Here is a 23,341-nt window from a genome sequence, read left to right as displayed (position 1 = left end):
CTCCGATTTGGAGAAGCAGATCGGAAAACAACCAATAGAGAGGTGTCCGAGTGGTTGAAGGAGCACGCCTGGAAAGCGTGTATACCCGTGAGGGTATCGAGGGTTCGAATCCCTTCCTCTCTGCAAGTAAAAACCCTAACTATCTAAAATCATGATGGTTAGGGTTTTTAATTTTTCATTAAGTAATTTTATTTGAGAATTGGATTATTGTTGATAAGATGGACAGAAATATTCTGAATTTCAATTAAATTGAATTGATGAGGTATTTAGACTAATAATATTTAAAGACCGAAATATTAATTTTTTGAAGAGAAAGCTCAGAAAGGCATTAATCGTATTCTATATTAAAAAGAGTTTTGAGCGAATCATAAGACTTTTTAATGACGAATTATAAATCCAAAGTTTAATTATTAATAAATAATAAAATAATTATTGTTAAAAGATTTTAGGAAAGTCAAAATCAAGGGAGTTTTAAAACGCATTTTTTGTAACTTAGTTTCGAAATCGATTAAAGTTATGTCTTTAAAGATCATTTATACAAAGATTTTTTCTTTGTCTATCTTATTGACGCAAAGGACTTAATGGATCAATTTAGAGAAGAATATTACTCGAAAACGGACTAAAAAGACCTTTATTTGGCTATTCTATAGTCTTTTACAGTTTAAAGGATATTTTTCCGCTCGTGTAAAAATTGCCCTGATTCCGCTCTAAAAGCAGGATTTTTCTAAAAATTCTAAAAGAGTCCATTGTTTTTTGAATATAAAAAATGATAACTTTAAAACTCGATTTTAGTGAAGAAACCATTTAACCTTTATCAAAAGTCTATTTAAAAATCAAATTATGAGAAAGTTAATCGCTTTGTTCATGCTTGCAGGTATCATGTTTGTTCCTGTTTTCGCAAACGCACAAGAAGCAGCAGCTGATTCTGCAGCTCAAGAAGAAATGGCTCCTGTAGCAGAACCTGCTGCATCACCAACAATCATCGATGACGAGATCGTCGCTGAGGAGCAAAGCTTCCACCAAGTAGTAAAAGAGAAGTTTATTGAGGGTGATCCTTTGTACATGACTCCAGTATTGATCTGTCTTATTTTAGGTCTTGCTGTTGCTTTAGAAAGAATTATCACTTTGAATCTATCTACTACCAACACAAAGAAATTGTTGGCTAAAGTAGAAGATGCTTTATCTTCAGGTGGAGTAGAAGCAGCCAAGGATGTAACAAAAAACACCAAAGGCCCAGTAGCTTCTATCTTTACTCAAGGATTGATGAGATACTCGGAAGGCATCGAAATGGTAGAGAAATCCATTATTTCTTACGGTTCCGTTGAAATGGGTAGATTGGAAAAAGGTCTTGTTTGGATCTCTTTGTTTATCTCTCTTGCTCCAATGTTGGGTTTCATGGGTACGGTAATTGGTATGATCGGCGCATTTGACTCTATTGAGGCTGCTGGTGATATCTCTCCATCTCTTGTTGCAGGTGGTATCAAAATCGCCCTTTTGACTACAGTTGCTGGTTTGATCGTTGCGATCATCCTTCAGTTGTTTTACAACTATTGTGTGGCGAAAATTGACTCTTTGGTTAACGACATGGAAGATGCATCTATCACGTTGGTGGACATCTTAGTGAAGCACAAGTTGACTGGCAAATAAGCCTTCAATTTTTGAGTTTCAATTATTAAAGTTAACCTCTAAGAAAGCTACATTATGGATACTTATGACATTTTATTATACGGTAGTTACTTACTAATTGCAATTGGAGCATTTGTTTCCATTGTAATGCCTTTGATCAAGTCTTTGGATAATCCAAAAAGCTTATTAAAGACAGTAGTGGGTATCGTTGGCATATTGGTGTTGTTCTTCATTGCTTATTCAGTATCTAGCAGTGAAGTACTTCCTAAATTTGAAGCAGAACCTTTCAATTTGACTCCTGCTGGATCTCAGTTGGTAGGTGGAATGCTTATAACTACATACATACTTGCGATTATGGCACTTGCTGGAATCGTAGTTACGGAATTAAATAAAGCGATAAAGTAATATGGCTAGAAAGAAAAATAGAATGGTCCAGGAGGTCAATGCAGGTTCTATGGCTGACATAGCTTTCTTGCTCCTGATCTTCTTTCTCGTCACTACTACCATTGCATCGGATAAGGGTATTTTGAATGTACTCCCTCCAAAAGTTGATCCAAACGTTCCGCCACCAGACATTCAAAAGAATGAGCGTAATATTTACACTATTCTTGTCAATGCAAACGATGATCTTCTTGTTGAAGGTGAGTATAGAGAAAGTGCCGATGGGTTGGATAAAGATGTAAAGGCATTTGTTTTAAACTTCGGTGCTCCCGATGAAGAAGCAGTAGCTCTTTACAATTCTCTTCCAGCTTCTCTACAAGCAGAAGCAAGAAGAGATCCTGAATCCTCCGATTATCCTGCTGAGGCTGTCGTTTCCATCAAAACTAACAGAGGTACAAGCTATGAGAAGTATCTTGAAGTACTTGATTTGGTGAAAAAGGCATACTTCGATATTTATGCAACCAGAGCTAACTTATCGACTGATGAGTATAGAACGCTGGGTGGTAAGAATGACGCAGAACAAGCACTCATAGACAAAGGAAAAGAGGGTATTGCAATGCAGATATCAATCGCAGAACCAGATAAACTAGGAAGTAATTAATATGGGAAAGTTCGGAAAGAAAAATAAAGTCTCTGAGAATATCCCAACCTCGGCGTTGCCGGATATTATCTTCATGCTTCTTTTCTTCTTCATGGTAACTACTGTGTTGAGAGATCAGGAGATATTGGTTGAGCAAAAGATTCCTCAAGCTACTCAGCTTCAAAAGTTGCAGAAGAAAACCTTGATTTCTTACATCTTCATTGGAAAACCAAAAAATACATCATTATATGGTACTGAACCTAGAATTCAGGCTAATGATGCATTAATGAACACAAATGATATTGTTCAATGGGTTAACCAAGAAAGAGATAAGCTGCCAGAAGCTGATCGTGGAGGAATTACAATTTCTATGAAAGTGGATAAAGACGTAAAAATGGGTCCAATCTCTGATGTTCAAACAGAACTAAGAGAAGCAGATGCCAGAAGGGTTCTTTACGCTTCAGTTGGTAAAGTTGTAAAAGACTAAATAGAAACATTTCATTATATTTAAAGCTATCCCATGAAGGGATAGCTTTTTTTATTTAAACCCATGCAAATAAAACTCGCCAATAAAAAGAAAGTCCAGAATAGTTGGGCAATGTACGATTGGGCAAATTCCGTATACAGTCTCGTAATAACATCAACGATTTTTCCAGTTTATTACAACAGCGTTACGAAAGCCGTGGGCGGAGGTGACAAAGTAAATTTCTTTGGGTTTGAGATGATAAATACTGTTTTGTATTCCTATTCCATTTCATTTTCATTCCTGATTATAGCAATAATTTCCCCCCTACTTTCAGGAATTGCAGATGCTACTGGAAAAAAGCTGAGTTTCATGAAATTTTTTGCTTACCTGGGTTCGATATCCTGTGTAGGTCTTTTCTTTTTTGATGGTAGTAATCTTGAATTTGGTATAATATGTAGTATTCTAGCGAGTATTGGATATGCTGGAAGTATTGTTTTTTACAACGCGTATCTACCTGAAATTTCTAATGAAAATGAATATGACTTCTTAAGTGCCAAGGGATTTGCTCTAGGATATATTGGATCAGTTCTTTTGCTGGTATTGAATCTTTTGATGATTCAGTTTCCTTCTGTTTTTATGATTCCAGATGACGGGGTCGCTGCAAGACTTTCATTCTTAATAACTGGATTATGGTGGGCTGGTTTTGCTCAAATTCCATTTCGGGTTTTGCCTAAAAATCCTTTCGGGAAAAATGTTACCAAAGAAATATTAGCTAAGGGATACAAGGAAATCAGAAAAGTTTTTCTAAAAGTAAAAAAGATTGGTGTGATGAATAAATTTTTAGCTTCATTCTTTTTCTATTCTATGGGAGTACAAACAGTAATGTATCTGGCTGCAAGTTTTGGAGATAAAGAATTAGGCTTACCAGGTGATCAATTGATACTAACTATCTTGATTATTCAATTTGTAGCAATTATTGGTAGTTACTTCTTTGCTTTTATCTCTAAAAAATTTGGAAATAAATCCAGTTTAGTGATCATGGTTGTGATTTGGATTTTTATTTGTGGCGCGGCATATTATGTATATACGGTTTATGAGTTTTTTGCTTTAGCTTTTGTAGTAGGCCTAGTCATGGGAGGTATTCAATCACTCTCCCGTTCTACCTATTCAAAGTTAATTCCTGAATCTTCGACGGATCATGCTTCCTACTTCAGCTTTTATGATGTGACAGAAAAATTGGCAATAGTTTTAGGGACTTTTTCATACGGAGTGATCGAGCAACTAACAGGTAGTATGAGAAACAGTTCCTTGACACTTGGTATTTTCTTCCTTGTTGGTTTAGGGTTTTTATTACTTGTTTCTATTCCTAAATCTCAATTAAACTCCAGTAAATTGGCCTAGTTATGCAAAAGATTCTTAAAGGTTCGCAAGTAAAAGAATTGGACTCCACTCATATTCAAAAATCAGGACAGTCAAGTCAGGAGTTGATGGAGGTCGCAGCATTAGGATTTGTTCATTGGTATATTTCTCAATCAAAATTCGAGGGTTTACTCGTTATAATTTTTGTTGGAAGCGGTAATAATGGAGGGGATGGACTTGCAATTGCTAGAATTTTGACAAATCACAGCTATCAGGTATCTGTAATTAAATGTTTTGAAAATGAAGATAGGCTATCCAATGACGCATTGGATAATTTGAATCTTTTGCCAGATTCAGTTGAATTAATTGAATTTGATAATTTTCATTTTCCAAAAGAGGGGGTTCTTATTGATAGTTATTTAGGGGTCGGTTTAAAAGGAGAACTTAGGGAAAGCTCTATTCCTATCATTAATCTGATCAATGAATTTGAAGGATTGGTTATCTCTGTAGACGTTCCTAGTGGAATGCTTTCTGATGGGTTTAATAAGAATAAATGTGTTAAAGCAGATTATACAGTCACTTTTGCTTTCCCAAAACTTTCATTATTGATTCCCGAAAATGGAGAATCTGTAGGGGAGTTAATTCAAGTGGATATTGGAATTGAGGAAAGTACTTTTAACCAGTTTGATTCTGATTTTTATTACATATTAAGAAAGGATATCCCAAAGCTCCATAAGGAATTTAATAAGTTCGCATATAAAGGCGATTATGGTAAAGTACTGATTGCAGGAGGTAGTCCCGGAAAAATGGGAGCTTTAGTCTTAGCTTCAAGAAGTGCCTTAAGATCTGGATCTGGACTTGTTACTTGCCATGTAGAGGAAACCGAAAGACATATAATTCAGACTGCAGTACCAGAGGCCATGGCTACCTGGGGACTTCTGGCAAATCTGGAATATTACGATGCGATAGGAATAGGTCCTGGTTGGGGTCAAGAAGGAAGAAAGCATTTGTTAAATCAAATTCTGGAGGAATACGAAAAGCCTGTTGTAATTGATGCCGATGGGTTAAATATTTTGGCAAGAAATAGGGAGTTAATAGACTTAATTCCAAAGAATTCTATTTTGACTCCGCACATAGGAGAATTTAATCGACTTGTTGGAGAGGCAAAAGACCATCTTGAGAGATTAGAAATGGCTAAAGAATTTGCAGTAAAACAAGGTTTAATTTTGGTTTTAAAAGGAGCAAATACAGTTATATCTCTCCCTAATGGAGATCAATATTTTAATTCCACTGGTACAAAATATATGGCGACGGGAGGTTCTGGAGATGTTTTGACAGGAATGATAACCTCGTTTTTAGGTCAAGGTTATAATCCTGTAAATGCTGCAATCTGTGGCGTTTATCATCATGGGTTAGCAGGAGAAATTTCTGGTGAGAAAAAGCGAAAAGGATGCGTTGCATCAGATTTGATTGAGGCTATTCCAGAAACTTATCTTCTCTTGGATATTTCCTGATTGGATTTAAAAATTCAAAAAACAGAACAGGAGATTGACTACCATAATTTTTCAAATGAAAAACGAAAAACTTTTACTCTATACCTTAGCTCTCATCAATTTTGTCCATATGGTGGATTTTATTATTATGATGCCATTAGGTCCACAATTAATGAGGATTTTTGAAATCAGCCCTAGAGAATTTGGCTTGTTGGTTTCTTCTTACACATTCAGTGCTGGGTTTTCGAGTTTTTTCGGAGCTTTCTTTTTGGACAGATTTGACCGAAAAAAAATCTTGTTGGTGGTTTATATAGGCTTTACATTAGCGACCCTTGCCTGTGCTTTGTCACCAAGCTATTCGCTTCTCTTAATTTCCAGGGTCCTATCTGGCTTGTTTGGTGGATTAACTTCCGCCTTGATATTAGCAATCATAGGAGATGTAATTCCAAATGAAAGAAGGGGAGCTGCTATGGGATTGGTGATGGCAGCATTTTCAGTTGCTTCTGTGCTGGGTGTTCCTCTAGGGTTATTTTTAGCAAGTATTTCTAATTGGCATACTCCTTTTTTTATTTTGGCAGGAGTTTCATTTCTCAGTTTGGGAATGATTTTGAAATTTATTCCTTCGATAAGAGAGCATTTGGATCAAGGGTATATTAGACCAAATCCTATGCTGGTAGTATCCAGAGTCCTCAAAGATAAAAATCAAATGCGGGCAATTAGTCTTTCGGTGATGATGATGTTTGGTCAATTTATGATCATCCCATTTCTTAGCCCTTATTCAGTTTCAAATATCGGTTTTACGGAAGTTCAGCTGACATATATCTACATTGCAGGGGGAGCATTTACGATTTTTACTTCTCCTTGGGTGGGTAAGCTTTCAGATAAGCATGGTAAGCTAAAAATATTTACAATTTTCATGAGTTTGAATGTGATTCCCATTGGTATAATCACACATTTAGGACAAACTCCCATTCCTTATGTTCTTTTAGTGAGTACTATGTTTTTTGTAACTTCCAACGGAAGGTTTGTTCCTGCAGCAGCTTTGGTGACAGGGACGGCAAAACCTGAAAATCGGGGGAGTTTTCTGAGTTTTAACTCTGCAGTACAACAATTGGCGATTGGAGTAGCTTCTTTAATTGCAGGTTTGATTATAGGGGAAACTACCACAGGGGAGCTTACCAACTTTAATCTTGTAGGATATCTAGCGATCGTATTTAGTCTTTTATGTATTCCTTTAGCTAGAAGAATTAAAGTGGTCAGTTAACAAAAATCAATTCAATATGAGTAATAAACATTAACCTTGATTGAACATAAATTCATAGAAATGGAATCTAAGGGTTATTCTTGTGTGCGATGCGGTGAAGAACTAAAAGGTTTATATTGCTATAACTGCGGCGAAAAAAGAATTGAAAGTGAAGATAAAAAGCTGAATCATTTTTTTGAAGAGGCTATTTCTTCAGTTTTTGTAGCAGATGGAAAATTTTTTAAAACAATTAAATTACTGCTAACTAACCCTGGAGAGCTAACAAAAAGTTTTGTTATTGGTATTAGGAAAAAATACCTTTCTCCACTTCAGCTTTTCTTTTTTGCAAACCTGGTTTATTTTATTTTCCCTTTCATATCTACATTCAATACTTCTTTGGATGTTCAATTGAATAATCTTCCTTATAGTAGTTCAATCCGTCCGATAGTAGAATCCTATCTACAGGAAAGCCAAAGATCACTTGAGTCCTATACTTTGGAGTATGAAGGGGTTTCATCTTCTAATGGGAAGCTACTATTGATAGTATTAGTTTTGCTCCAAGGCTTGTTTTTGAAATTGCTTTTCTGGAAAAGAAAAAAACTATTTTTAGTAGATTTTCTTGCTGGTTCAGCGTATTTCTATGGGTTTTATATTCTATTTGCTCTGGTTTTAATACCAGGGGTTATTATGCTTTTTGGAAATGTTTTAGGGATGTCCTTTAATTCATTTTTTAATGAGTTGACACTTTCCATTTCATTCCTCCTGGTAATTATCATATACATGTATTTTTTGATCAGAAAAGCCTATGATACAAGTACAATTGGATCCATATGGAGAAGTGTCTTATTAGGAGTTTATATTATACCCAGTTTTATTATCTATAGATATATTTTGTTCTGGGTAACTTATTGGATGGTATTATAAGTAAAAAAATCCCCAGCTTTAAAAAAAACTGGGGATGGATATTTAAAACTCCGCGTTACCTGGAGTTCTGGGGAAGGCTATTACGTCTCTAATATTCCCCATTCCGGTTACGAATAACACCATTCTTTCAAAGCCTAAACCAAATCCAGCATGTGGCGTTGCACCAAATCTTCTGGTATCCAGATACCACCACATTTCATCTTGAGGAATATTCATTTCTTCCATTCTTTTGGTCAAAACATCTAATCTTTCCTCTCTTTGGGACCCTCCAACAATCTCTCCGATGCCAGGGAAAAGGATATCCATAGCTGCGACAGTTTTTCCATCTTCATTTTGACGCATGTAGAAGGATTTTATTTCTTTTGGGTAATCGGTTAAAATCACTGGTTTTTTAAAGTGTTTTTCTACCAAATAACGCTCATGTTCAGATTGAAGATCAGCTCCCCATTCATCGATTAAATAGGCAAACTTCTTTTTCTTGTTAGGCTTTGAATTCCTCAAAATATCAAAAGCTTCCGTATATGTGAGACGAACGAAGTCATTTTCAACAACAAACTTCAATTTTTCTAATAGCCCCATCTCACTTCTTTGGTCCTGTGGCTTTGATTTCTCTTCTTCTGCGATTCTTTGATCAAGAAATTTCAAATCATCAGCACAATTATCCAGAGCGTATTGAATCACATATTTCAGGAATTCTTCTGCTAAATCTTGATTGTCTTCCGCATCATAAAATGCCATTTCGGGTTCTATCATCCAGAATTCAGCCAAATGTCTTGCAGTATTGGAATTTTCAGCTCTGAAAGTAGGTCCAAACGTGTAGATTTCAGAAAGTGCCATTGCAGCCAACTCACCTTCTAATTGCCCCGAAACAGTCAAGTTTGTTTCTCTTTCGAAGAAATCCTCTTGGTAATTTATTTTTCCATCTTCATTCAATGGTGGATTCTTCAGGTCTAAAGTTGTCACCTTAAACGTCTCTCCAGCCCCCTCAGCATCTGAGGCTGTAATGATAGGGGTATGGATGTAGAAAAAGCCTTTATCGTTAAAATATTTGTGCACTGCAAAGGCTAAAGCATGTCTTACTCTAAAAACAGAACCAAACGTATTTGTCCTCATTCTTAAGTGTGCAATTTCCCTTAAGAATTCAAGAGAATGCTTTTTGGGCTGTAGGGGATATTTTTCAGGGTCCGCTTCACCTAAAACTTCTATAGTTAGCGCATTCAACTCAGATGCTTGTCCTGCTCCCATTGATTCCACAACTTTACCTTTGACTTTCAAGCAGGCTCCTGTCGTGCATTTCTTTAAAATATCTTCAGAAATAACATTTGGGTCAGCAACAATTTGATAATTGGTAATAGTTGAACCGTCATTGAGAGCAATGAAAGAAACATTTTTATTGCTTCTTTTTGTGCGAACCCAACCCATAAGCGTGATTTCTGTTCCTACTGGATTTTCATCCAGAATGGTCTTGATTTTGACCCGTTTGTTAAATGCCATTAGGAGAATTTATTTATGGAAATTTTCTGTTTCCGAGAAATTTTAATTGGAATGCAAAAAAACGATTAAATAAGCTTTTTATCAAAAAATTGCTTGTTTTTCCTAACTTTGGGTATGAGGCTTTTTCACTTGAAAAGGCCTTTTTTGAACCCAATTCTAGGTTTTATTTGATTTCTAATGCAAAAGCTAAATCTTAGCCAGTCACTTTCTCAGAAACTATCTCCTCAGCAGATTCAGTTTATCAAACTATTGCAGGTTCCTACAGCAGAATTAGATACAAGAATTGAAGAGGAGTTGGAAATAAATCCTGCCCTCGAGGAAGGAAAGGAGGAAGATTCAGATAGTTCCCAAGATGAATTTGAGGATAATTATGAAGAGGATGCGGCACAGGATGACAGAGATGTTAACATCGATGATTATTTAGATGATGAATATGGAGGCTATAAAATGCAAGGGGATGGAAATTATAATCCTGATGAAGAAGATAGGGAAATCCCTATTTCCAGTCAATCCTCCCTTCATGAGCAATTGGTTTCTCAACTTAATTTCTTAAAACTTGATGATCGTCAAAGGATTATAGGGCATCAATTAATAGGAAGCATTGAAAACGACGGATATATTCGTCGAGATCTGGATGCTATTATCAATGATTTGGCTTTTAGTCAAAATATTGAAACAGATGTTGATGAACTTGAAGAAATACTAAGAAAGATTCAGACATTTGATCCTGCAGGAATTGCGTCAAGAAATCTTCAAGAGTGTCTTGTATTGCAGCTCGAAAGAAAAGAACATCCCGAGGATCCAACTGTGATTAATGCCTTAAGAATTATTCACGATTGTTTTGATGAATTTACAAAGAAGCATTATTCCAAAATCCAGAAGAAATGTGATCTAACAGAAGAGCAAACCAAAGAAGCTGTCAATCTTATAACAAAATTGAATCCCAAACCGGGAGGAGTAGCCGATGGTCTTGTAAGAACCCAATATATAATTCCTGATTTTATTCTGACTAATACAGCTGGAAAATTGGAGATCAGCTTAAATTCCAGAAATGCTCCGGAATTGAGGGTGTCAAGATCATATTCTGAAATGTTTGATGCATATGATAAAAGTGATAAGAAGGATAAAAAATTAAAAGAGACCGTCTCTTTTGTGAAGCAAAAATTAGATGCGGCCAAGTGGTTTATTGATGCGATTAAACAAAGACAAAATACGTTGCTTAGAACAATGGAAGCAATTCTGAATTATCAAAAGGAATTCTTTATAGATGGCGATGAAACCAATCTGAGGCCTATGATTCTAAAAGATATTGCTGAAAAAATCGATATGGATATTTCCACTGTATCGAGAGTTGCAAATAGTAAAGCAATTCAGACCGAATTTGGGGTTTATCCTTTAAAATATTTCTTCTCAGAAGGCATAGCTACAGATAGTGGAGAAGATGTGAGTAATAGAGAGGTTAAATCTGTGCTTCAAGCCATGGTCGATGCAGAGGATAAGAAGAAGCCATTATCTGACGATAAACTTGTGAAGATGCTGAATAAGAAGGGGTACAATATTGCCCGAAGAACGGTCGCAAAATATAGGGAACAACTGCAAATACCAGTTGCAAGATTAAGAAAAGAACTCTAGTGGCGAGATATATTGCTCTATTTATTTCAGTTGTTTTTCAGCCTTTATTAGTCCCTACTTTGGTTTTTGGGCTGATTCTCTTTTTAGTTCCGGAGGCGAGCAGCATTCCTGATTCATTTAAGGGAAGAATATTTCTTTTAATTGTCTTGTCGACTTTAGTCATACCTATGGTTACAATTTTTGGTCTTAGGCTAAGTGGGACCTTAAAAAGTATCCACATGGTTGACATAAAAGATCGGATAATTCCCTTCGTAGTTACGACAATTTATTTTCTGCTGACAACTTATTTCTTACATGATAAAGGTGAATTAGATCCTGTTTTGTGGCAAGTCCTTGGGATTATTTCTGCTTCTATAGTTGGTCTGACCTTGATTACTTTTTTTTGGAAAATGTCAGCCCATATGACTGGTATGGGAGGTCTTCTTGCTACTGTCGTGGTGTTGAGTATGAAATTCCCTACGTTCCATGCATTATATCCACTTTTGGGGGTAATAATCCTGTCAGGCATCGTTTGTACTGCTAGATTGTATTTAAATGCACACCGACCTTTAGAGACCTATTTCGGTTTCATTTTCGGTTTCATTTTGTGTTTTATTGGATTTAATCTGATCTATCCCTGAAAAAGAAAAGTCTAAAGAACTTAAAGGACAAAAAAAAACCGAGCAAATCTACTCGGTTTTTTTCTTTAATATTTTATGTTAGAAAACATTGACAGCAATACCAAAATTAATTTGTGTGGCTTCAGTACCGAAGGGGCCTCTACCTTCCTGAAATGTTTTGTTTAATCCATAGTAAAACCAGGTATAGAAGCCAGGCGAGCCTGCTTTAAGGGTTAAACCGTATCTGAATTTTTCCAATCCATAATTTTGAGAATCCTTCACTTTTCTTTCCAAGCCATCAGAATCAGTGTATTTGATTTTTGAGTGTGCTTCATAAAGAAATCCAAATTTCCCTCCAATAGACATTCTAAAACCTTTGGAATGATTTGTTTTATTTAGATGATAGGTAAAGTCTAAAGGGATGTCGAAGTAATTGGCGGCAAATGTGTTTGTCTTTAGTCTGATGTTATCCCCATAAACTTCTGAAATATTCAATAACTCACTTGATTCTGGACCTAAAAGCTCATTGTTAAATAAGTTTTGGGATTCTTTGAAAGCATATTTGTCTGTGCCAACACCGATTCCAGGATTGATCGTCATACCAGATGTCTCTCCAAAAATCTTGATTGGATGCTGGAAATAAACATTAAATGTACGAGACCTAAAAAAATTAAGGCTCATATCTTCTGGTCTATTGTTAAGTTGGTTAAATCCGAACTCGAATGATAAGTCGCTAGGAATATTTGGTCTACCTCCAATTGGAGTTTTTGGTCCTTCTTGGGCAAAAGCCGACTGGAAAAAAACGAAGGCAAACAAAACTGTATATATTTTTTTCATTAATTAGGGATTGAATTATTAATTCATCGCGGGCAAAAATATGAATTCCTGAAGGATTTACCCTGTTTTTAGTCTTAATTATTCTTAAGTATATTTTGGACTCGCTAGGCTAAATAAATTTTTTCTAAAATTTAAGTGTTTGATAAAAAAGGAAAATTAAATACCTTTGCATTCCATTTCGGCTTCGTAGCTCAACTGAATAGAGCACCTGATTACGGCTCAGGAGGTTTCAGGTTTGAATCCTGACGAGGTCACAAGGCCCAACCATATGTGTTGGGCTTTTTTTATTTAATATCAGGAAGGGTTTTAGGAAGCATTAGTCGGTAAATAAAAGCTTGGTGTCTTCATCAATTTTATTGATGATTATAACATAATCCATTCGATGTCTTTTGGATTGGAACATTATACTTGACTAAACTTCGTGCTTCTTAGTTATTTCCTAAATATTCCCTCAATTCCTGTTCTATTCCTATAGGGAAGCCTTTTTTCTCTTCCACTCCTACATAGATTAAGCAACTGGATGGGGTGATTTCAAAGAGGCCTTTAAATTTTGCAAGCCATATTTCTAAATGGGCTTTCAATTCTTTAAGTCTTGGGATCTTTTTCATGAGTTCCCTATGCTCCTTGATCAAATCCAAAGCTGATTGGTTGTATTCCTTTAAAACATTGGAAGTTTAAGATCTTATCGTACGGTGAAGAATTAGTTCGTCCTGAGACAACTGATCAAAATATTCATGAAAGAAATCTTCGTATTGAAGCTGTTTGGTATTAGGGATTCTGTCTTTGATTTTTTTTGCAAGTTTGTTTCGGAGTTTTACTTGGGCTTGGAAGGTTATCCGTGCGGTATCTAAAATTTCAAGTAATCTTTCTATAGCATCTTTGCTTGATAGACTTGTAGAAGATGATTCCACTTGACCGGTCGAAGACCCTGGAAACTCGGCTTTGCTTAAATCAAATAAGTTTTCTTCTGAAACGGCATCTAGGATCAATTTTTTGGATGTTCCCTGATCTTTCCCAACTAAATCCACATAGACAATTGACTTGAGCATTTGAGGGAGTTCACATGGCTTAACTTTAATTGGAATAATTGTTCTTTTTGCTCCTGTCGGATCGGATTGAAATGCAGCACCCCATTCTGGCATGGTATAAATGGAAGCGAAATAATCAGCGGAGTAAACAGCAATTGTTTGTTTTGCTTCTACCGCTTTGAACATTTCGTAAACAAAATTAGAACCTGGTCTAAAATCTTTGGCTTGCAAAACAGTAGTATAGTTTGCTTCCTCCAGGATTTTGCTGATCCAGATTGCCCAGTTTACATCATTGCCCGTATAGCTAATAAAAAAGTCTTTCATCTCGCTGCCTCGTTTGAATGAGTCAAATTAATGTTAATTAAGTTAGTCAATTTAACCATTGGACAAAAGCTAGAAAATAATTTCAATCAGATTAGGTTCGAGCAGGATAGTTAAAAGGAAAATCTCCTTTTCTTGCAGGATAACCCACTAACTAATTCCCATGAAAAAGGATTTTTCATTGCTGTTCATTTCTTTGTTTTTTGTTTTGCAGGTTTTTGGCCAACAGGAAAAACCCAACATCATATTCATTTTGACCGACGATCAACGATGGGACGCTTTGGGTTTTGCTGGGAATGAAATTATCCAAACTCCGGAAATGGATCGACTGGCGGAAGAAGGGATATATTTTGAAAACGCATTTGTGACCACTCCGATTTGTGCAGCAAGTCGGGCCAGCTTATTGACAGGGCTATATGAAAGAACCCATGGCTATACGTTTGGTCAGGGAGATATCAATCAGCCTTATATGGACCAATCTTATCCGGTTAAATTAAAAGAAGCTGGCTATTTCACTGGATTTTTTGGGAAATTTGGGGTTAATTACCCCGGGTTTTCAACCTTGTTTGACAAAGGAGAAAGCTATGATAGAAATGGGAAATTTGACGACCGAAGAGGATATTTTTATAAAACTATTGGAAAGGACACGGTTCACTTAACGCGCTATACAAGTCAGCAAGCCATTGATTTTATTCAGGAAGCTCCTGCTGATCAGCCCTTTATGCTTTCATTGAGTTTTTCTGCTCCTCATGCTCATGATCCAGCACCTTTGCAGTATTTCTGGTCCGAGGAATTTGATACCATGTACCAAAACATCACAATTCCAGACCCTGAGCTCGGGGAGGATGAGTATTTCATGGAGCAACCAGAATATGTTCGCAGCGGAGAAAACCGAACTCGTTGGTTTTGGAGATATGACACCCCAGAGAAATATCAACATTCAGTCAAGGGATATTTTCGAATGATCTCTCAAGTTGATGCCGAAATTGGAAAAATCAGAAAAGTTCTGGATGAGAAAGGATTAGCAGAGAACACCGTAATTATCCTGATGGGAGATAACGGATATTTCCTTGGAGAAAGGCAGTTAGCCGGAAAATGGCTCATGTATGACAACTCACTTCGGGTGCCTCTGATTGTATTTGACCCGAGGGAAGAAGGGGGGATCCGAAAATCTGAATATGCTCTTAACATTGATGTACCTTCGACAATTTTAGATTATGCTGGAATTAAGGTACCCAAATTATGGCAAGGAGTAAGCTTGAGGTCTCCGAAAATGAAGAATAGAAAAGATTTTCTTTTTGAGCATCTTTGGCAAGTGGCAATCATCGCTCCGAGTGAGGCGATCCGTACCGAACGTTGGAAATATTTCCGATACATCAATGATCCAAGCCATGAGGAGTTGTATGATCTTAGTCTAGACCCTATGGAAATAAATAATCTAGCTGCTGATCCCGTCCACCAGAAAACGTTGAATCAAATGAGAAAAAAGCTGGAAAAGAAATCCAATGCCTACCTAAAAGCAAAAATCGAGTAGTTTAGTAAATGGGTACCCTTAAAAGCTTATCGAATGTCTTCGAACTTTTCCAATGCTTTATTGAGGGATTTGAAAGACCTTTTGCCTTCCTTATCCAGGTCTTTATAATTTAGTGGAGTTCCCTCTAGCCAATCTTCCTGAATATTAAAATACTCCCCTGTCGAGTAGAGTTTGTATTCATTATTGAAAGCAAATTCTTGGAGATTTTCCATATCTCCATTTCGTGAATACCAGCTATAGATCCAATCTTTAGGTTTCCCTTTTTTACCAAGAAGTTGAGGCAAGAAACTTACTCCATCAAGGGGAAGGCTTTTTGGTGCCTGGACTCCTGCAACTTCGATAATTGTGGGGAGGAAGTCACTAAAATCAATCAAGTCATCACTTTGTGTTCCGGGAGCAATCTTATTATCCCACTTGACAACTAAAGGAACGTGAATTCCATTTTCAGTGGTGAATTTTTTCCCGCCGGGATATTCATTGCCTCGATACATGGATACAACAGGCTGATCTGTTCCATTGTCTCCAGTGAAAATAATAATGGTCTCCTCACTCAATCCCATTTCATCTACTTTGGCAATGATTTTTCCAACTGTTTTATCCATATAAGCCACCATATCTCCAAAGTATTGAGCATCTCCTTTATACGTCGGGGACCCAGGACTCGTCGGATCCCAATCTTTAGAATCAGGAGTGGGGACAAAGGGACAATGGGTAATAATCATCGGGTAATAGGCAAAGAAGGGTTGATTCTGATTTCTTTCCATAAAATCAATCAAAAAATCACTCGTGATATCTGTTGAGAATTGCCCTCCATCAAAGTGTTTCGGAACTCCATTGATTTCTAAAACAGGATTAGAGTAGCGGGTGTCATTCCCATTTTTGTCAGTTGCTCCTAGCATATGCTGCCATAGGCAAGATTCTTCAAACCCGAAGTGTTGGGGAGAATCTTTTTCCTTACCCAGCTGCCATTTTCCTGCGATAGCTGTTTTATAACCTGCATCTTTCAGAAGATTGGCAAAAGTGATCTGATTTCGGTCTAACTGGCCAAAAACCTTATAATTTCTCACATTATATTGCCCAGTCATAAGTTGCACTCTAGATGGGGTGCAGAGGGGCTGCGCAAAAGCGTATTCAAACTTGGCGCCTTGAGCCGCCATAGCATCGATAAAAGGTGTAGAATAGGAGGTGCCTCCATACGTACCGATTGTTTCTACCCCAAGATCATCGACCATGATCAGGATGATATTAGGAGGTCTTTCTTGGGCAGATAATTTAGCTGAAATCAAAAACCCTCCAAATACTAAAATTATTAAGAGGTATATAAAATGACTTGATTTCATGGTTGGGTAATAAAGTTATAATTGAATATAGAGGAATATCGGAGATTATCCATTATTACTTCAAGCCTAATCAAAGCTTGTCTATTTAGAATAGTTTTAGTAAAATTTACAACCCCTTATTTCTATAATTTAATCTGTGACTATTGGGCTTGGTCTTCATCCGTAAGATTTATTGAAATATTAATAGTAATCACTTCTTTTTCCTTTAACCAAGACCATCGTATCGCCCAGTCTGAAAGTACTTCATTTCTCCATTTCAAAATTGTTTTACCACCCTGTAGTCTTCCATCGAAATCTTCTGGATTGGAGGAGTCAGAATACCAATTTTCTCCCAAAATATAGTCTTCGGGTCTAGCTTTCCCTGGCCAAAGATTAGTTACAACAAGTTGACCTTCGCCTGTAGGGAAGCCTTCGATAAAAGAGGTGAACTGAAATCGTAATACTTCGGCCTGCTTAGGAGCATAACGGAGACTATATAATCCATCTCCCAGATAATATCCAGGCCAAACTTGTTTGTCGTTTTGATAAGGAACCTCCATCCAAAATACTACTGAATCAGCGGAAACTTCGATTTTGGGGCCTTGAAATTTATATTCGACTATAGTGCAAAATGCAACAGAATCTTTTAGCGTAGTTTTTCGATCAAAAATAGCCCTAGAACTTCTCTGGATCTTTTCGAATTTCCCACCCCAACTCTCACTGGTGGGTTCATTTGCATTTCCGTGCATCAAATACAATAGTGAGGGAGTATCACCCATTTTGATCTCTCCTTCATAATAATTTCTAAAATCTTCACCAAGATTACCAGCTCCTTCAATTTGGTTTTGATAGTAATCTGTTGTTTTGATGACATCTGGAATTTGATTATTGGAGAAAAAACCATAGTAGCTTGAATTTACTTCAATCATCCAGAGGTCTGGGAAGTTGGCAACGATATATGCATAACTATTTGCACTCCATTTTTTATTAGGACCACCTATCCAGTAAACACGGATTTGATTCTGGATTTCCGGAGCATCATGCAGTGCTTGGGCCAGGTCTTCCAAACCTCCCCAAACAAGAACCCATAAGGGTCGGTTATCTTCTTTTTTAGCGGTTTTGATGATCCATTCAGATCCTTCCGTCGAAGTTGTAAATCCTGCAAAAGGAGCTCCTCCTTTTCTTCCTTGTTTTGTGATTGACCTAAGATATTCTGGTTCTGCAAATCCAGATTGATGATTTTTCAGATTAGGCAGATCCTTTTCGTAAAGGTCTATCATCCTGAATATCTCACTTGTACTACCACTCCCATAGGATGGTGAAGAGACCAAGCCCTCAAGGTCAATTTTATCGGTATACATAAGTAGGTGTGCCAGACTTTGATTGTCATCTGGGTCGGTGCCACCAATGTCGGTACTGATTAATATTCGTGGTTTTGAAATAGAAGTGGCTTGACCAAATAGCTGAACAGAGAAAAGGTAAATAATAGAAAGTAGACTTAATCGGATCATCTTAAGGAATCTGTTATGTCCTAAGTTGTAAGGAACATCTCAAAAAAGTATCCTGTGCTTAGGGGACAAAAAAGGTGTAGAAAATTTTCTACACCTTTTTGAAAAAAAGTATCCAATAGGAATGGATAGGTTTATTTGATTTGGAAATTTCCTTCAGCTATATCTCTTGGAGTTCCCCAATTGTACCAAAATAAATCTTCACAGGTATAATCCATTAGAAAATCCTGTGCTTCCTCAATAGTTTCAAAATTTCCTGGATAATACCAAATGGTGTTGTAATGTTGATCTGCTGGTGCATTTTTCCCCTCTCCATTATCGGTTAAACGAAACCAGACGATGCTTCCTTCATTATACCAAATATTCAGCTCATCTGGCGCTTGGGTAATATACATGGCCACCACTGCTTCATTTCCTTCAGCATAGGCACACATGACACTTCCATGGACATCACCCCAAAAATTGGATTTTACTTCTACTTGGCCTTTGCCAGAAGTTGGATCTCCACTAATGGCATTTAAAGATTTTTTCCAAGTATTATCGGAATCATTAGGATACCAATCCATATGACCATTGATCATAACAGTTCCATCCCCTTTTCTAGCATTGCTATTTGTAGCCTTGGTACTGGCGAAGTTGGGTTGAACTTTTACCTGTTTCATATTACCATCTAAATCAACAGTATTTAGAGTATTTGTGATTTTTAATGTGTGGTCGGATGGTGTATCGACCTCATTTGACATTTCGCATCCAGATATTATTAAAAGGAATGCACAAGAGAAGATTATTGAGAGATTTTTCATGATTAAAAATGTTTAGTTGAACAATGGTTACGTATGAATATACTATAAAAATATGACTATTTTAATATTTAAACAGCAAAAATAATAATATTTTATACGTTTTTATATATTTTAAAGTTAGTTGTAATTAAAAAATTCGGTAAAAAATTTAAGTGATTGATAAAAGTGAGGAGTCTATAGATGGTGATTTTTTGAAATACCCAGGATTTTATTTACTAATTCTTCTGTTAATAATTATCTAGAGTAACAAGTTTTAATCTGGGATTTAATAAGAGGTTTAGATTACCTATCTGAACCCAAATTATGAAAAACGACAAGCCCATCTTTTCCAGCAACAGCAATGTCTTTCCACCCATCTCCATTTAAGTCTGATACTGAAAAATACAGACCAGAGCCTTTTCCTTCTCCGGCAGGGCCATAGCTGATGATGTTTTTGCTAAAAGATTCTCCATTCCATTTGAAATAATAGAGCCCTACATAATCTTTTCCTCCAGGATCTCTACCATTATGCGCACGGTAGCGTTTTCCTGTTACCAATTCATTTTCACCGTCATTGTTGATGTCAACCCATTCCATGGTATGATATTGTGATTGATAAGGATCTATATCATGTTTCACAAAACTGAAAGGACTGCCAGACTTTTGCTGCTCCAACCAATACAAACCAAAAGAATGAGCTTGTCCCACAATAATGTCGTTCATACCATCCATATTGACGTCGGCTATAATCATAGGAATGCTGGCATCTCCTAAATCGAAATCTTCATGCAAGATCCAGCTTCCTGTTTTAAGGTCACTTGGCGCCTCTAGCCAGCCCGTTGAGATAACGAGATCTTTTCTCCCATCTCCATTGATATCACCCAAACCCAAACCATGTCCATGCATATCAGCTACCGGAAATTTTTCAAATTGATCCGGACCTGTCTTTTTATAAAATGCTAAGGCTTTTCTGGGAGTATTTGGGAAAATCTCCAATACGCCATCCCCATCTATATCCCAGCCTCGGGTAGTTTCGATATTGCCCGTTTTGGCGATTTCATGAGTTGGCCACTCACTTCCGTCACCTGGATTTTCTTTCCAGATCAATGTTCCTTCAAACCAGCCTCCAGTCACAAAGTCTATCTTGCCATCCTCATTGACATCCAAGGGAATGGTGGAAAAATCCTCATAATATTCTCCAAATCGCTTGACTTGACCAATCAAAGACCGGTCAAGAAACTCAGGCCCTTTATACCAAAAACTCCCGGATACCAAGTCTAAAACTCCATCATTATTCACATCAAAAACCCCAACTGATTCAGTGCTTTCAAAAGCAATGACTTGTTTTTCAAACTTGACGGTCATTTCTTGGGCTGAAACCAAAAAGGGTGTTGAAGCCAGCATTGCCGTTAGGAATGGTTTTAGAATACTCATGTTTTCGGGTTTTATGGTAGCAATTACGATTTACGAGATTTTGGTAAGGGTTGGAATTAGAAATCAGAAGTCATCATGCAAAAGTTAGAAGTCTTAATTCAGAAGTCTAAAATGCAACAACTGACAACTGAGAACTGACCACTATTTTTCCAAAGGATGCATTTGTAACAATTCCGCCGGCTTATAGAAGCCTTCATAATCCTTAATTTCCTCTCTTACCTTTCTGACTAAATCCGGCGAAATCGGAGATGCTTGGTTTCCGAATGAATTCCTCACATAAGTTAATACAGCAGCTACTTCAGAATCATCCAACATTCCTTCAAAAGGTGTCATAGGCACTTGGCCTGGATAATCATTTCCGAGAACTGTAATAGGCCCTAATAAACCTTTTAGAACGATTTTGATTAAACGTTCTTCATTTCCGGTTACCCAAGGGGTTCCTGCTAGTGGAGGGAATTGCGATGCGGACAATCCTCTTCCATTTGGCTGGTGGCAAGTAGAACAATAGCCCTCTCTGGCATAAATCTCTTTACCTAAAACGAATAATTCCCGATCTGAACCTGTGAGTGATGACTTGATATCTTCTTCTTTTTTCTCAGCAACAGAAAGACTATTGATGTGCGCTATAGCAGTTTCTAAAGTTCTAGGAATCCAGGTATTGTCTTTTTCCTGCTTTTCAGCTTCCGCCAAAATAGGAACGCCTACTTCTTTGGGGAGCCAAGACGCTGCAGCTATGGCTTCCATTCTGACTCTTCCATGAGGATCCTTCACTGCTTCCATTAATAATTCCGGCTGATCTTTCACCTGATGTCCAGTATATCGCAAGGCTCTTACAGAAGCGGCTCTTACTCGATAATCATCTGACTTCAAAAGCGTTCTCAATAAATCCTGATTGATTTTATTGATACCCCAAGTTACCCAAAGTGCCTCCAATCTATGGTGTTCATATCGAGGATCAGAAGGATCCAGTTCAGTAAGCCATTTTTCTACCGCTTGATATACGTCTTCTTGATCTCTTCCTCTCAACTCTCGTCTGGTACGATAGCGAGATCGGTACTCTGGCAGTTTTAAGTTTTCCAATAATTCTGGAATACTTGCTCCATCGATTTTAGCAGGCTCTACTAAAGGACGGGAAGGGTAAGTAAGTCTATATACTCTACCATGGACATGGTCTCTGAAAGGGTCTCTTGCATTGTGCTGCATGTGACCAATCAATATATTATGCCAATCCACCACATATAGAGAACCATCTGGAGCTATTTCCATATCTACAGGTCGGAAATTTCCGTCGGATGAGGTAATTAAATCCTGAGCCCAATTGGTTGTAAAACCAACAGTGTCTTCTTTGACCTTGTGTTGCTTGGTGCCTAAGAAACCTATGGTATTATTGATAATTAAATCTCCCTGAATATCATCCGGGAAATGGCGGCTAGAGATAAACTCAAGCCCAGAAGTTGGCCGAACCATGTGTCTTTGCTCAATCAGGTTAGGTCCTTTAAAATTTGCATTTCCATAACGTGGCAATACCGAACCTGGGAGCATCCAGTTGACATTTGGGCCTGAAGTTTCTGCATAGAAGTTCTGTCCCCAATCATCAAATGCAATTCCCCAAGGGTTTGGGATACTAACTTGATTGACTCGTTCTAGCTTATGTCTTTTTGGCTCATATCTATAGAATCCACCGTTTGTCGCTCTAACCGGACCATAAGAAGTCTCTACATTCGTGTGGAGGAAGACACCTTCGGCCATGTGTATTGCGCCGCTTTCATCTGTAGTAAAAGCAGAAATAGCATGGTGCGTATCATGATCATCAAATCCGCTTAACAGAATTTGCTTCTTGTCAGCTTTGTCATCCCCATCTGTATCTGTTAGCAAAACCAAATTAGGGGCTTGGGATACATACACTCCCTCTGGAGCAATTTCAAATCCGATAGGTATTGATAATCCATCAGCGAAAACTTTTACTTCATCTGCTTTACCATCTTTATCAGTATCCTCGAAAATCAATAATTTATCGTTCGGCTTGGAGTCTCCCGGCTTGTAGTGCGGGTAACTTGGCATCACAGCCACCCAAAGTCTTCCCTTATTGTCAAAAGACATTTGCATTGGGTTTGCTAATTCAGGGAAATCTTCTTCAGATGCGAATAATTCAATTTTATATCCAACAGGGACTTTTATAGTCTTTAAAGCTTCTTCGCCATACTTATATTCCAGATCTCCATTGGCATCTGGGTTGTAATTCGTTTTTACTTCTGGAAGTGTTCTGGTCAAAGCATCAGCTGCGGCCAAATCTTTCTTTCCCCCTTTTGTAGACATCCAGATTGCAGTGTCTCTGATGGCTGTCATCTGTCTGATTTTTTCCAGTTCAAATGGATAATTAGCTGGGCCAAATGGATCATATCTTCTACCAAAAACATGAACTCCATTTGGAATTTTATAATCATTGTGCCACATCCAGTTTTTCTCCAACACAGCTTCATGGATCAAATCTTCATGCGTACTTGCTATTTTGTTTCCGCCAAAAAGTTCATCGGCTAGAAACTCAGAAAACATTTTATAACCCTTGTCATTCAATTGAGAACCATCTATTGTTAGCGGTTCATCTTCCAAGGCATACCATTTTTCACTGGGGCCGAAAACATCCACGAAAATCACATTCTCATATTTATCTGCCACTTCCTCCATTGCTTCGGTATACATCAAAAGGTTTTCATTCTCCTT

Annotated in this window: 20 protein-coding genes and 2 tRNA genes; 13 read left to right on the top strand and 9 right to left on the bottom strand. The window is 37.3% G+C overall.

What is annotated here, in order from left to right:
• Positions 1-36 precede the first annotated feature (36 nt).
• The 9 genes from AAGF08_RS15405 (at position 37) to AAGF08_RS15365 (ending at position 8,132) form a co-directional block, all read left to right on the top strand.
• Positions 37-123: transfer RNA gene (locus AAGF08_RS15405), tRNA-Ser, on the top strand.
• Positions 124-840: 717 nt separating this feature from the next.
• Entirely contained in the window at positions 841-1,647 is an 807-nt protein-coding gene (locus tag AAGF08_RS15400) for a MotA/TolQ/ExbB proton channel family protein (protein ID WP_296700764.1), read from the top strand.
• A gap of 54 nt (positions 1,648-1,701) precedes the next feature.
• The gene (locus tag AAGF08_RS15395) at positions 1,702-2,031 is read left to right on the top strand and encodes a hypothetical protein (RefSeq protein WP_343512169.1); all 330 of its coding nucleotides are present in this window, start codon (positions 1,702-1,704) and stop codon (positions 2,029-2,031) included.
• Between the two features lies 1 nt (position 2,032).
• Positions 2,033-2,668 carry a biopolymer transporter ExbD gene (locus tag AAGF08_RS15390; protein WP_343512168.1) on the top strand — a complete coding sequence of 212 codons (636 nt, stop codon included), beginning with the start codon at positions 2,033-2,035 and terminating at the stop codon, positions 2,666-2,668.
• Position 2,669: 1 nt separating this feature from the next.
• Complete coding sequence (locus AAGF08_RS15385) at positions 2,670-3,134, top strand: biopolymer transporter ExbD (RefSeq protein WP_343512167.1); 465 nt, start codon at positions 2,670-2,672, stop codon at positions 3,132-3,134.
• Between the two features lie 63 nt (positions 3,135-3,197).
• Positions 3,198-4,514, top strand: a complete 1,317-nt coding sequence (locus AAGF08_RS15380; protein ID WP_343512166.1) for an MFS transporter — start codon at positions 3,198-3,200, stop codon at positions 4,512-4,514.
• A 2-nt stretch (positions 4,515-4,516) separates the two neighbouring features.
• A complete protein-coding gene (locus tag AAGF08_RS15375; RefSeq protein ID WP_343512165.1) occupies positions 4,517-5,986 on the top strand; it encodes an NAD(P)H-hydrate dehydratase in 1,470 nt (489 codons plus the stop codon).
• Positions 5,987-6,041: 55 nt separating this feature from the next.
• Positions 6,042-7,229 (top strand): MFS transporter, encoded by a 1,188-nt coding sequence (locus AAGF08_RS15370; protein WP_343512164.1) that lies wholly within the window; start codon positions 6,042-6,044, stop codon positions 7,227-7,229.
• 60 nt (positions 7,230-7,289) lie between these two features.
• Positions 7,290-8,132 carry a DUF3667 domain-containing protein gene (locus AAGF08_RS15365; RefSeq protein ID WP_343512163.1) on the top strand — a complete coding sequence of 281 codons (843 nt, stop codon included), beginning with the start codon at positions 7,290-7,292 and terminating at the stop codon, positions 8,130-8,132.
• Between the two features lie 42 nt (positions 8,133-8,174).
• On the opposite strand, the gene asnS is transcribed toward AAGF08_RS15365, so the two are convergent.
• The gene (gene asnS / locus AAGF08_RS15360) at positions 8,175-9,626 is read right to left on the bottom strand and encodes an asparagine--tRNA ligase (RefSeq protein WP_343512162.1); all 1,452 of its coding nucleotides are present in this window, start codon (positions 9,624-9,626) and stop codon (positions 8,175-8,177) included.
• 177 nt (positions 9,627-9,803) lie between these two features.
• Between asnS and rpoN the strand changes: the two genes are divergently transcribed.
• Both rpoN and AAGF08_RS15350 read left to right on the top strand, forming a co-directional pair.
• Complete coding sequence (gene rpoN / locus AAGF08_RS15355) at positions 9,804-11,258, top strand: RNA polymerase factor sigma-54 (RefSeq protein WP_343512161.1); 1,455 nt, start codon at positions 9,804-9,806, stop codon at positions 11,256-11,258.
• Entirely contained in the window at positions 11,258-11,878 is a 621-nt protein-coding gene (locus tag AAGF08_RS15350) for a PA-phosphatase (protein WP_343512160.1), read from the top strand. The genes rpoN and AAGF08_RS15350 overlap by 1 nt, the downstream gene beginning before the upstream one ends.
• 78 nt (positions 11,879-11,956) lie before the next feature.
• Here the strand turns inward: AAGF08_RS15350 and AAGF08_RS15345 are convergent, their stop codons facing one another.
• A complete protein-coding gene (locus AAGF08_RS15345) occupies positions 11,957-12,694 on the bottom strand; it encodes a porin family protein (protein WP_343512159.1) in 738 nt (245 codons plus the stop codon).
• Positions 12,695-12,874: 180 nt separating this feature from the next.
• Between AAGF08_RS15345 and AAGF08_RS15340 the strand changes: the two genes are divergently transcribed.
• Positions 12,875-12,948, top strand: a tRNA-Arg gene (locus AAGF08_RS15340).
• A 174-nt stretch (positions 12,949-13,122) separates the two neighbouring features.
• Here AAGF08_RS15340 and AAGF08_RS15335 read toward each other — a convergent pair.
• Together AAGF08_RS15335 and AAGF08_RS15330 are read right to left on the bottom strand one after the other, a co-directional pair.
• Complete coding sequence (locus tag AAGF08_RS15335) at positions 13,123-13,302, bottom strand: hypothetical protein (RefSeq protein WP_343512158.1); 180 nt, start codon at positions 13,300-13,302, stop codon at positions 13,123-13,125.
• A gap of 66 nt (positions 13,303-13,368) precedes the next feature.
• Positions 13,369-14,046 (bottom strand): toll/interleukin-1 receptor domain-containing protein, encoded by a 678-nt coding sequence (locus AAGF08_RS15330; protein ID WP_343512157.1) that lies wholly within the window; start codon positions 14,044-14,046, stop codon positions 13,369-13,371.
• Positions 14,047-14,206: 160 nt separating this feature from the next.
• On the opposite strand from AAGF08_RS15330, the gene AAGF08_RS15325 reads away from it, so the two are divergent.
• A complete protein-coding gene (locus tag AAGF08_RS15325) occupies positions 14,207-15,577 on the top strand; it encodes a sulfatase (RefSeq protein ID WP_343512156.1) in 1,371 nt (456 codons plus the stop codon).
• 26 nt (positions 15,578-15,603) lie between these two features.
• On the opposite strand, the gene AAGF08_RS15320 is transcribed toward AAGF08_RS15325, so the two are convergent.
• From AAGF08_RS15320 to AAGF08_RS15300, 5 genes are all read right to left on the bottom strand, one after another.
• Complete coding sequence (locus AAGF08_RS15320; protein WP_343512155.1) at positions 15,604-16,917, bottom strand: sulfatase-like hydrolase/transferase; 1,314 nt, start codon at positions 16,915-16,917, stop codon at positions 15,604-15,606.
• 140 nt (positions 16,918-17,057) lie between these two features.
• Positions 17,058-18,407 carry a nucleoside hydrolase-like domain-containing protein gene (locus AAGF08_RS15315; protein ID WP_343512154.1) on the bottom strand — a complete coding sequence of 450 codons (1,350 nt, stop codon included), beginning with the start codon at positions 18,405-18,407 and terminating at the stop codon, positions 17,058-17,060.
• Positions 18,408-18,538: 131 nt separating this feature from the next.
• Positions 18,539-19,207 (bottom strand): hypothetical protein, encoded by a 669-nt coding sequence (locus tag AAGF08_RS15310; RefSeq protein ID WP_343512153.1) that lies wholly within the window; start codon positions 19,205-19,207, stop codon positions 18,539-18,541.
• A 282-nt stretch (positions 19,208-19,489) separates the two neighbouring features.
• Positions 19,490-20,620 carry a VCBS repeat-containing protein gene (locus AAGF08_RS15305; RefSeq protein WP_343512152.1) on the bottom strand — a complete coding sequence of 377 codons (1,131 nt, stop codon included), beginning with the start codon at positions 20,618-20,620 and terminating at the stop codon, positions 19,490-19,492.
• 141 nt (positions 20,621-20,761) lie between these two features.
• A partial coding sequence (locus tag AAGF08_RS15300) for a PVC-type heme-binding CxxCH protein (protein WP_343512150.1) occupies positions 20,762-23,341 on the bottom strand: 2,580 nt, incomplete at its 5' end.

This window comes from Algoriphagus sp. SE2, assembly GCF_039563885.1.
In the GTDB taxonomy this organism is placed as follows: Bacteria; Bacteroidota; Bacteroidia; order Cytophagales; family Cyclobacteriaceae; genus Algoriphagus.
Note: the sequence above shows the minus strand (reverse complement) of the source record. Positions and strands in the feature narration are given on the sequence as shown.

Coding starts and splice junctions, on each gene's coding strand:
- AAGF08_RS15400 (WP_296700764.1), top strand. CDS start 841: ATGAGAAAGTTAATCGCTTTGTTCATGCTTGCAGGTATCATGTTTGTT.
- AAGF08_RS15395 (WP_343512169.1), top strand. CDS start 1,702: ATGGATACTTATGACATTTTATTATACGGTAGTTACTTACTAATTGCA.
- AAGF08_RS15390 (WP_343512168.1), top strand. CDS start 2,033: ATGGCTAGAAAGAAAAATAGAATGGTCCAGGAGGTCAATGCAGGTTCT.
- AAGF08_RS15385 (WP_343512167.1), top strand. CDS start 2,670: ATGGGAAAGTTCGGAAAGAAAAATAAAGTCTCTGAGAATATCCCAACC.
- AAGF08_RS15380 (WP_343512166.1), top strand. CDS start 3,198: ATGCAAATAAAACTCGCCAATAAAAAGAAAGTCCAGAATAGTTGGGCA.
- AAGF08_RS15375 (WP_343512165.1), top strand. CDS start 4,517: ATGCAAAAGATTCTTAAAGGTTCGCAAGTAAAAGAATTGGACTCCACT.
- AAGF08_RS15370 (WP_343512164.1), top strand. CDS start 6,042: ATGAAAAACGAAAAACTTTTACTCTATACCTTAGCTCTCATCAATTTT.
- AAGF08_RS15365 (WP_343512163.1), top strand. CDS start 7,290: ATGGAATCTAAGGGTTATTCTTGTGTGCGATGCGGTGAAGAACTAAAA.
- asnS (WP_343512162.1), bottom strand. CDS start 9,626: ATGGCATTTAACAAACGGGTCAAAATCAAGACCATTCTGGATGAAAAT.
- rpoN (WP_343512161.1), top strand. CDS start 9,804: ATGCAAAAGCTAAATCTTAGCCAGTCACTTTCTCAGAAACTATCTCCT.
- AAGF08_RS15345 (WP_343512159.1), bottom strand. CDS start 12,694: ATGAAAAAAATATATACAGTTTTGTTTGCCTTCGTTTTTTTCCAGTCG.
- AAGF08_RS15335 (WP_343512158.1), bottom strand. CDS start 13,302: ATGAAAAAGATCCCAAGACTTAAAGAATTGAAAGCCCATTTAGAAATA.
- AAGF08_RS15330 (WP_343512157.1), bottom strand. CDS start 14,046: ATGAAAGACTTTTTTATTAGCTATACGGGCAATGATGTAAACTGGGCA.
- AAGF08_RS15325 (WP_343512156.1), top strand. CDS start 14,207: ATGAAAAAGGATTTTTCATTGCTGTTCATTTCTTTGTTTTTTGTTTTG.
- AAGF08_RS15320 (WP_343512155.1), bottom strand. CDS start 16,917: ATGAAATCAAGTCATTTTATATACCTCTTAATAATTTTAGTATTTGGA.
- AAGF08_RS15315 (WP_343512154.1), bottom strand. CDS start 18,407: ATGATCCGATTAAGTCTACTTTCTATTATTTACCTTTTCTCTGTTCAG.
- AAGF08_RS15310 (WP_343512153.1), bottom strand. CDS start 19,207: ATGAAAAATCTCTCAATAATCTTCTCTTGTGCATTCCTTTTAATAATA.
- AAGF08_RS15305 (WP_343512152.1), bottom strand. CDS start 20,620: ATGAGTATTCTAAAACCATTCCTAACGGCAATGCTGGCTTCAACACCC.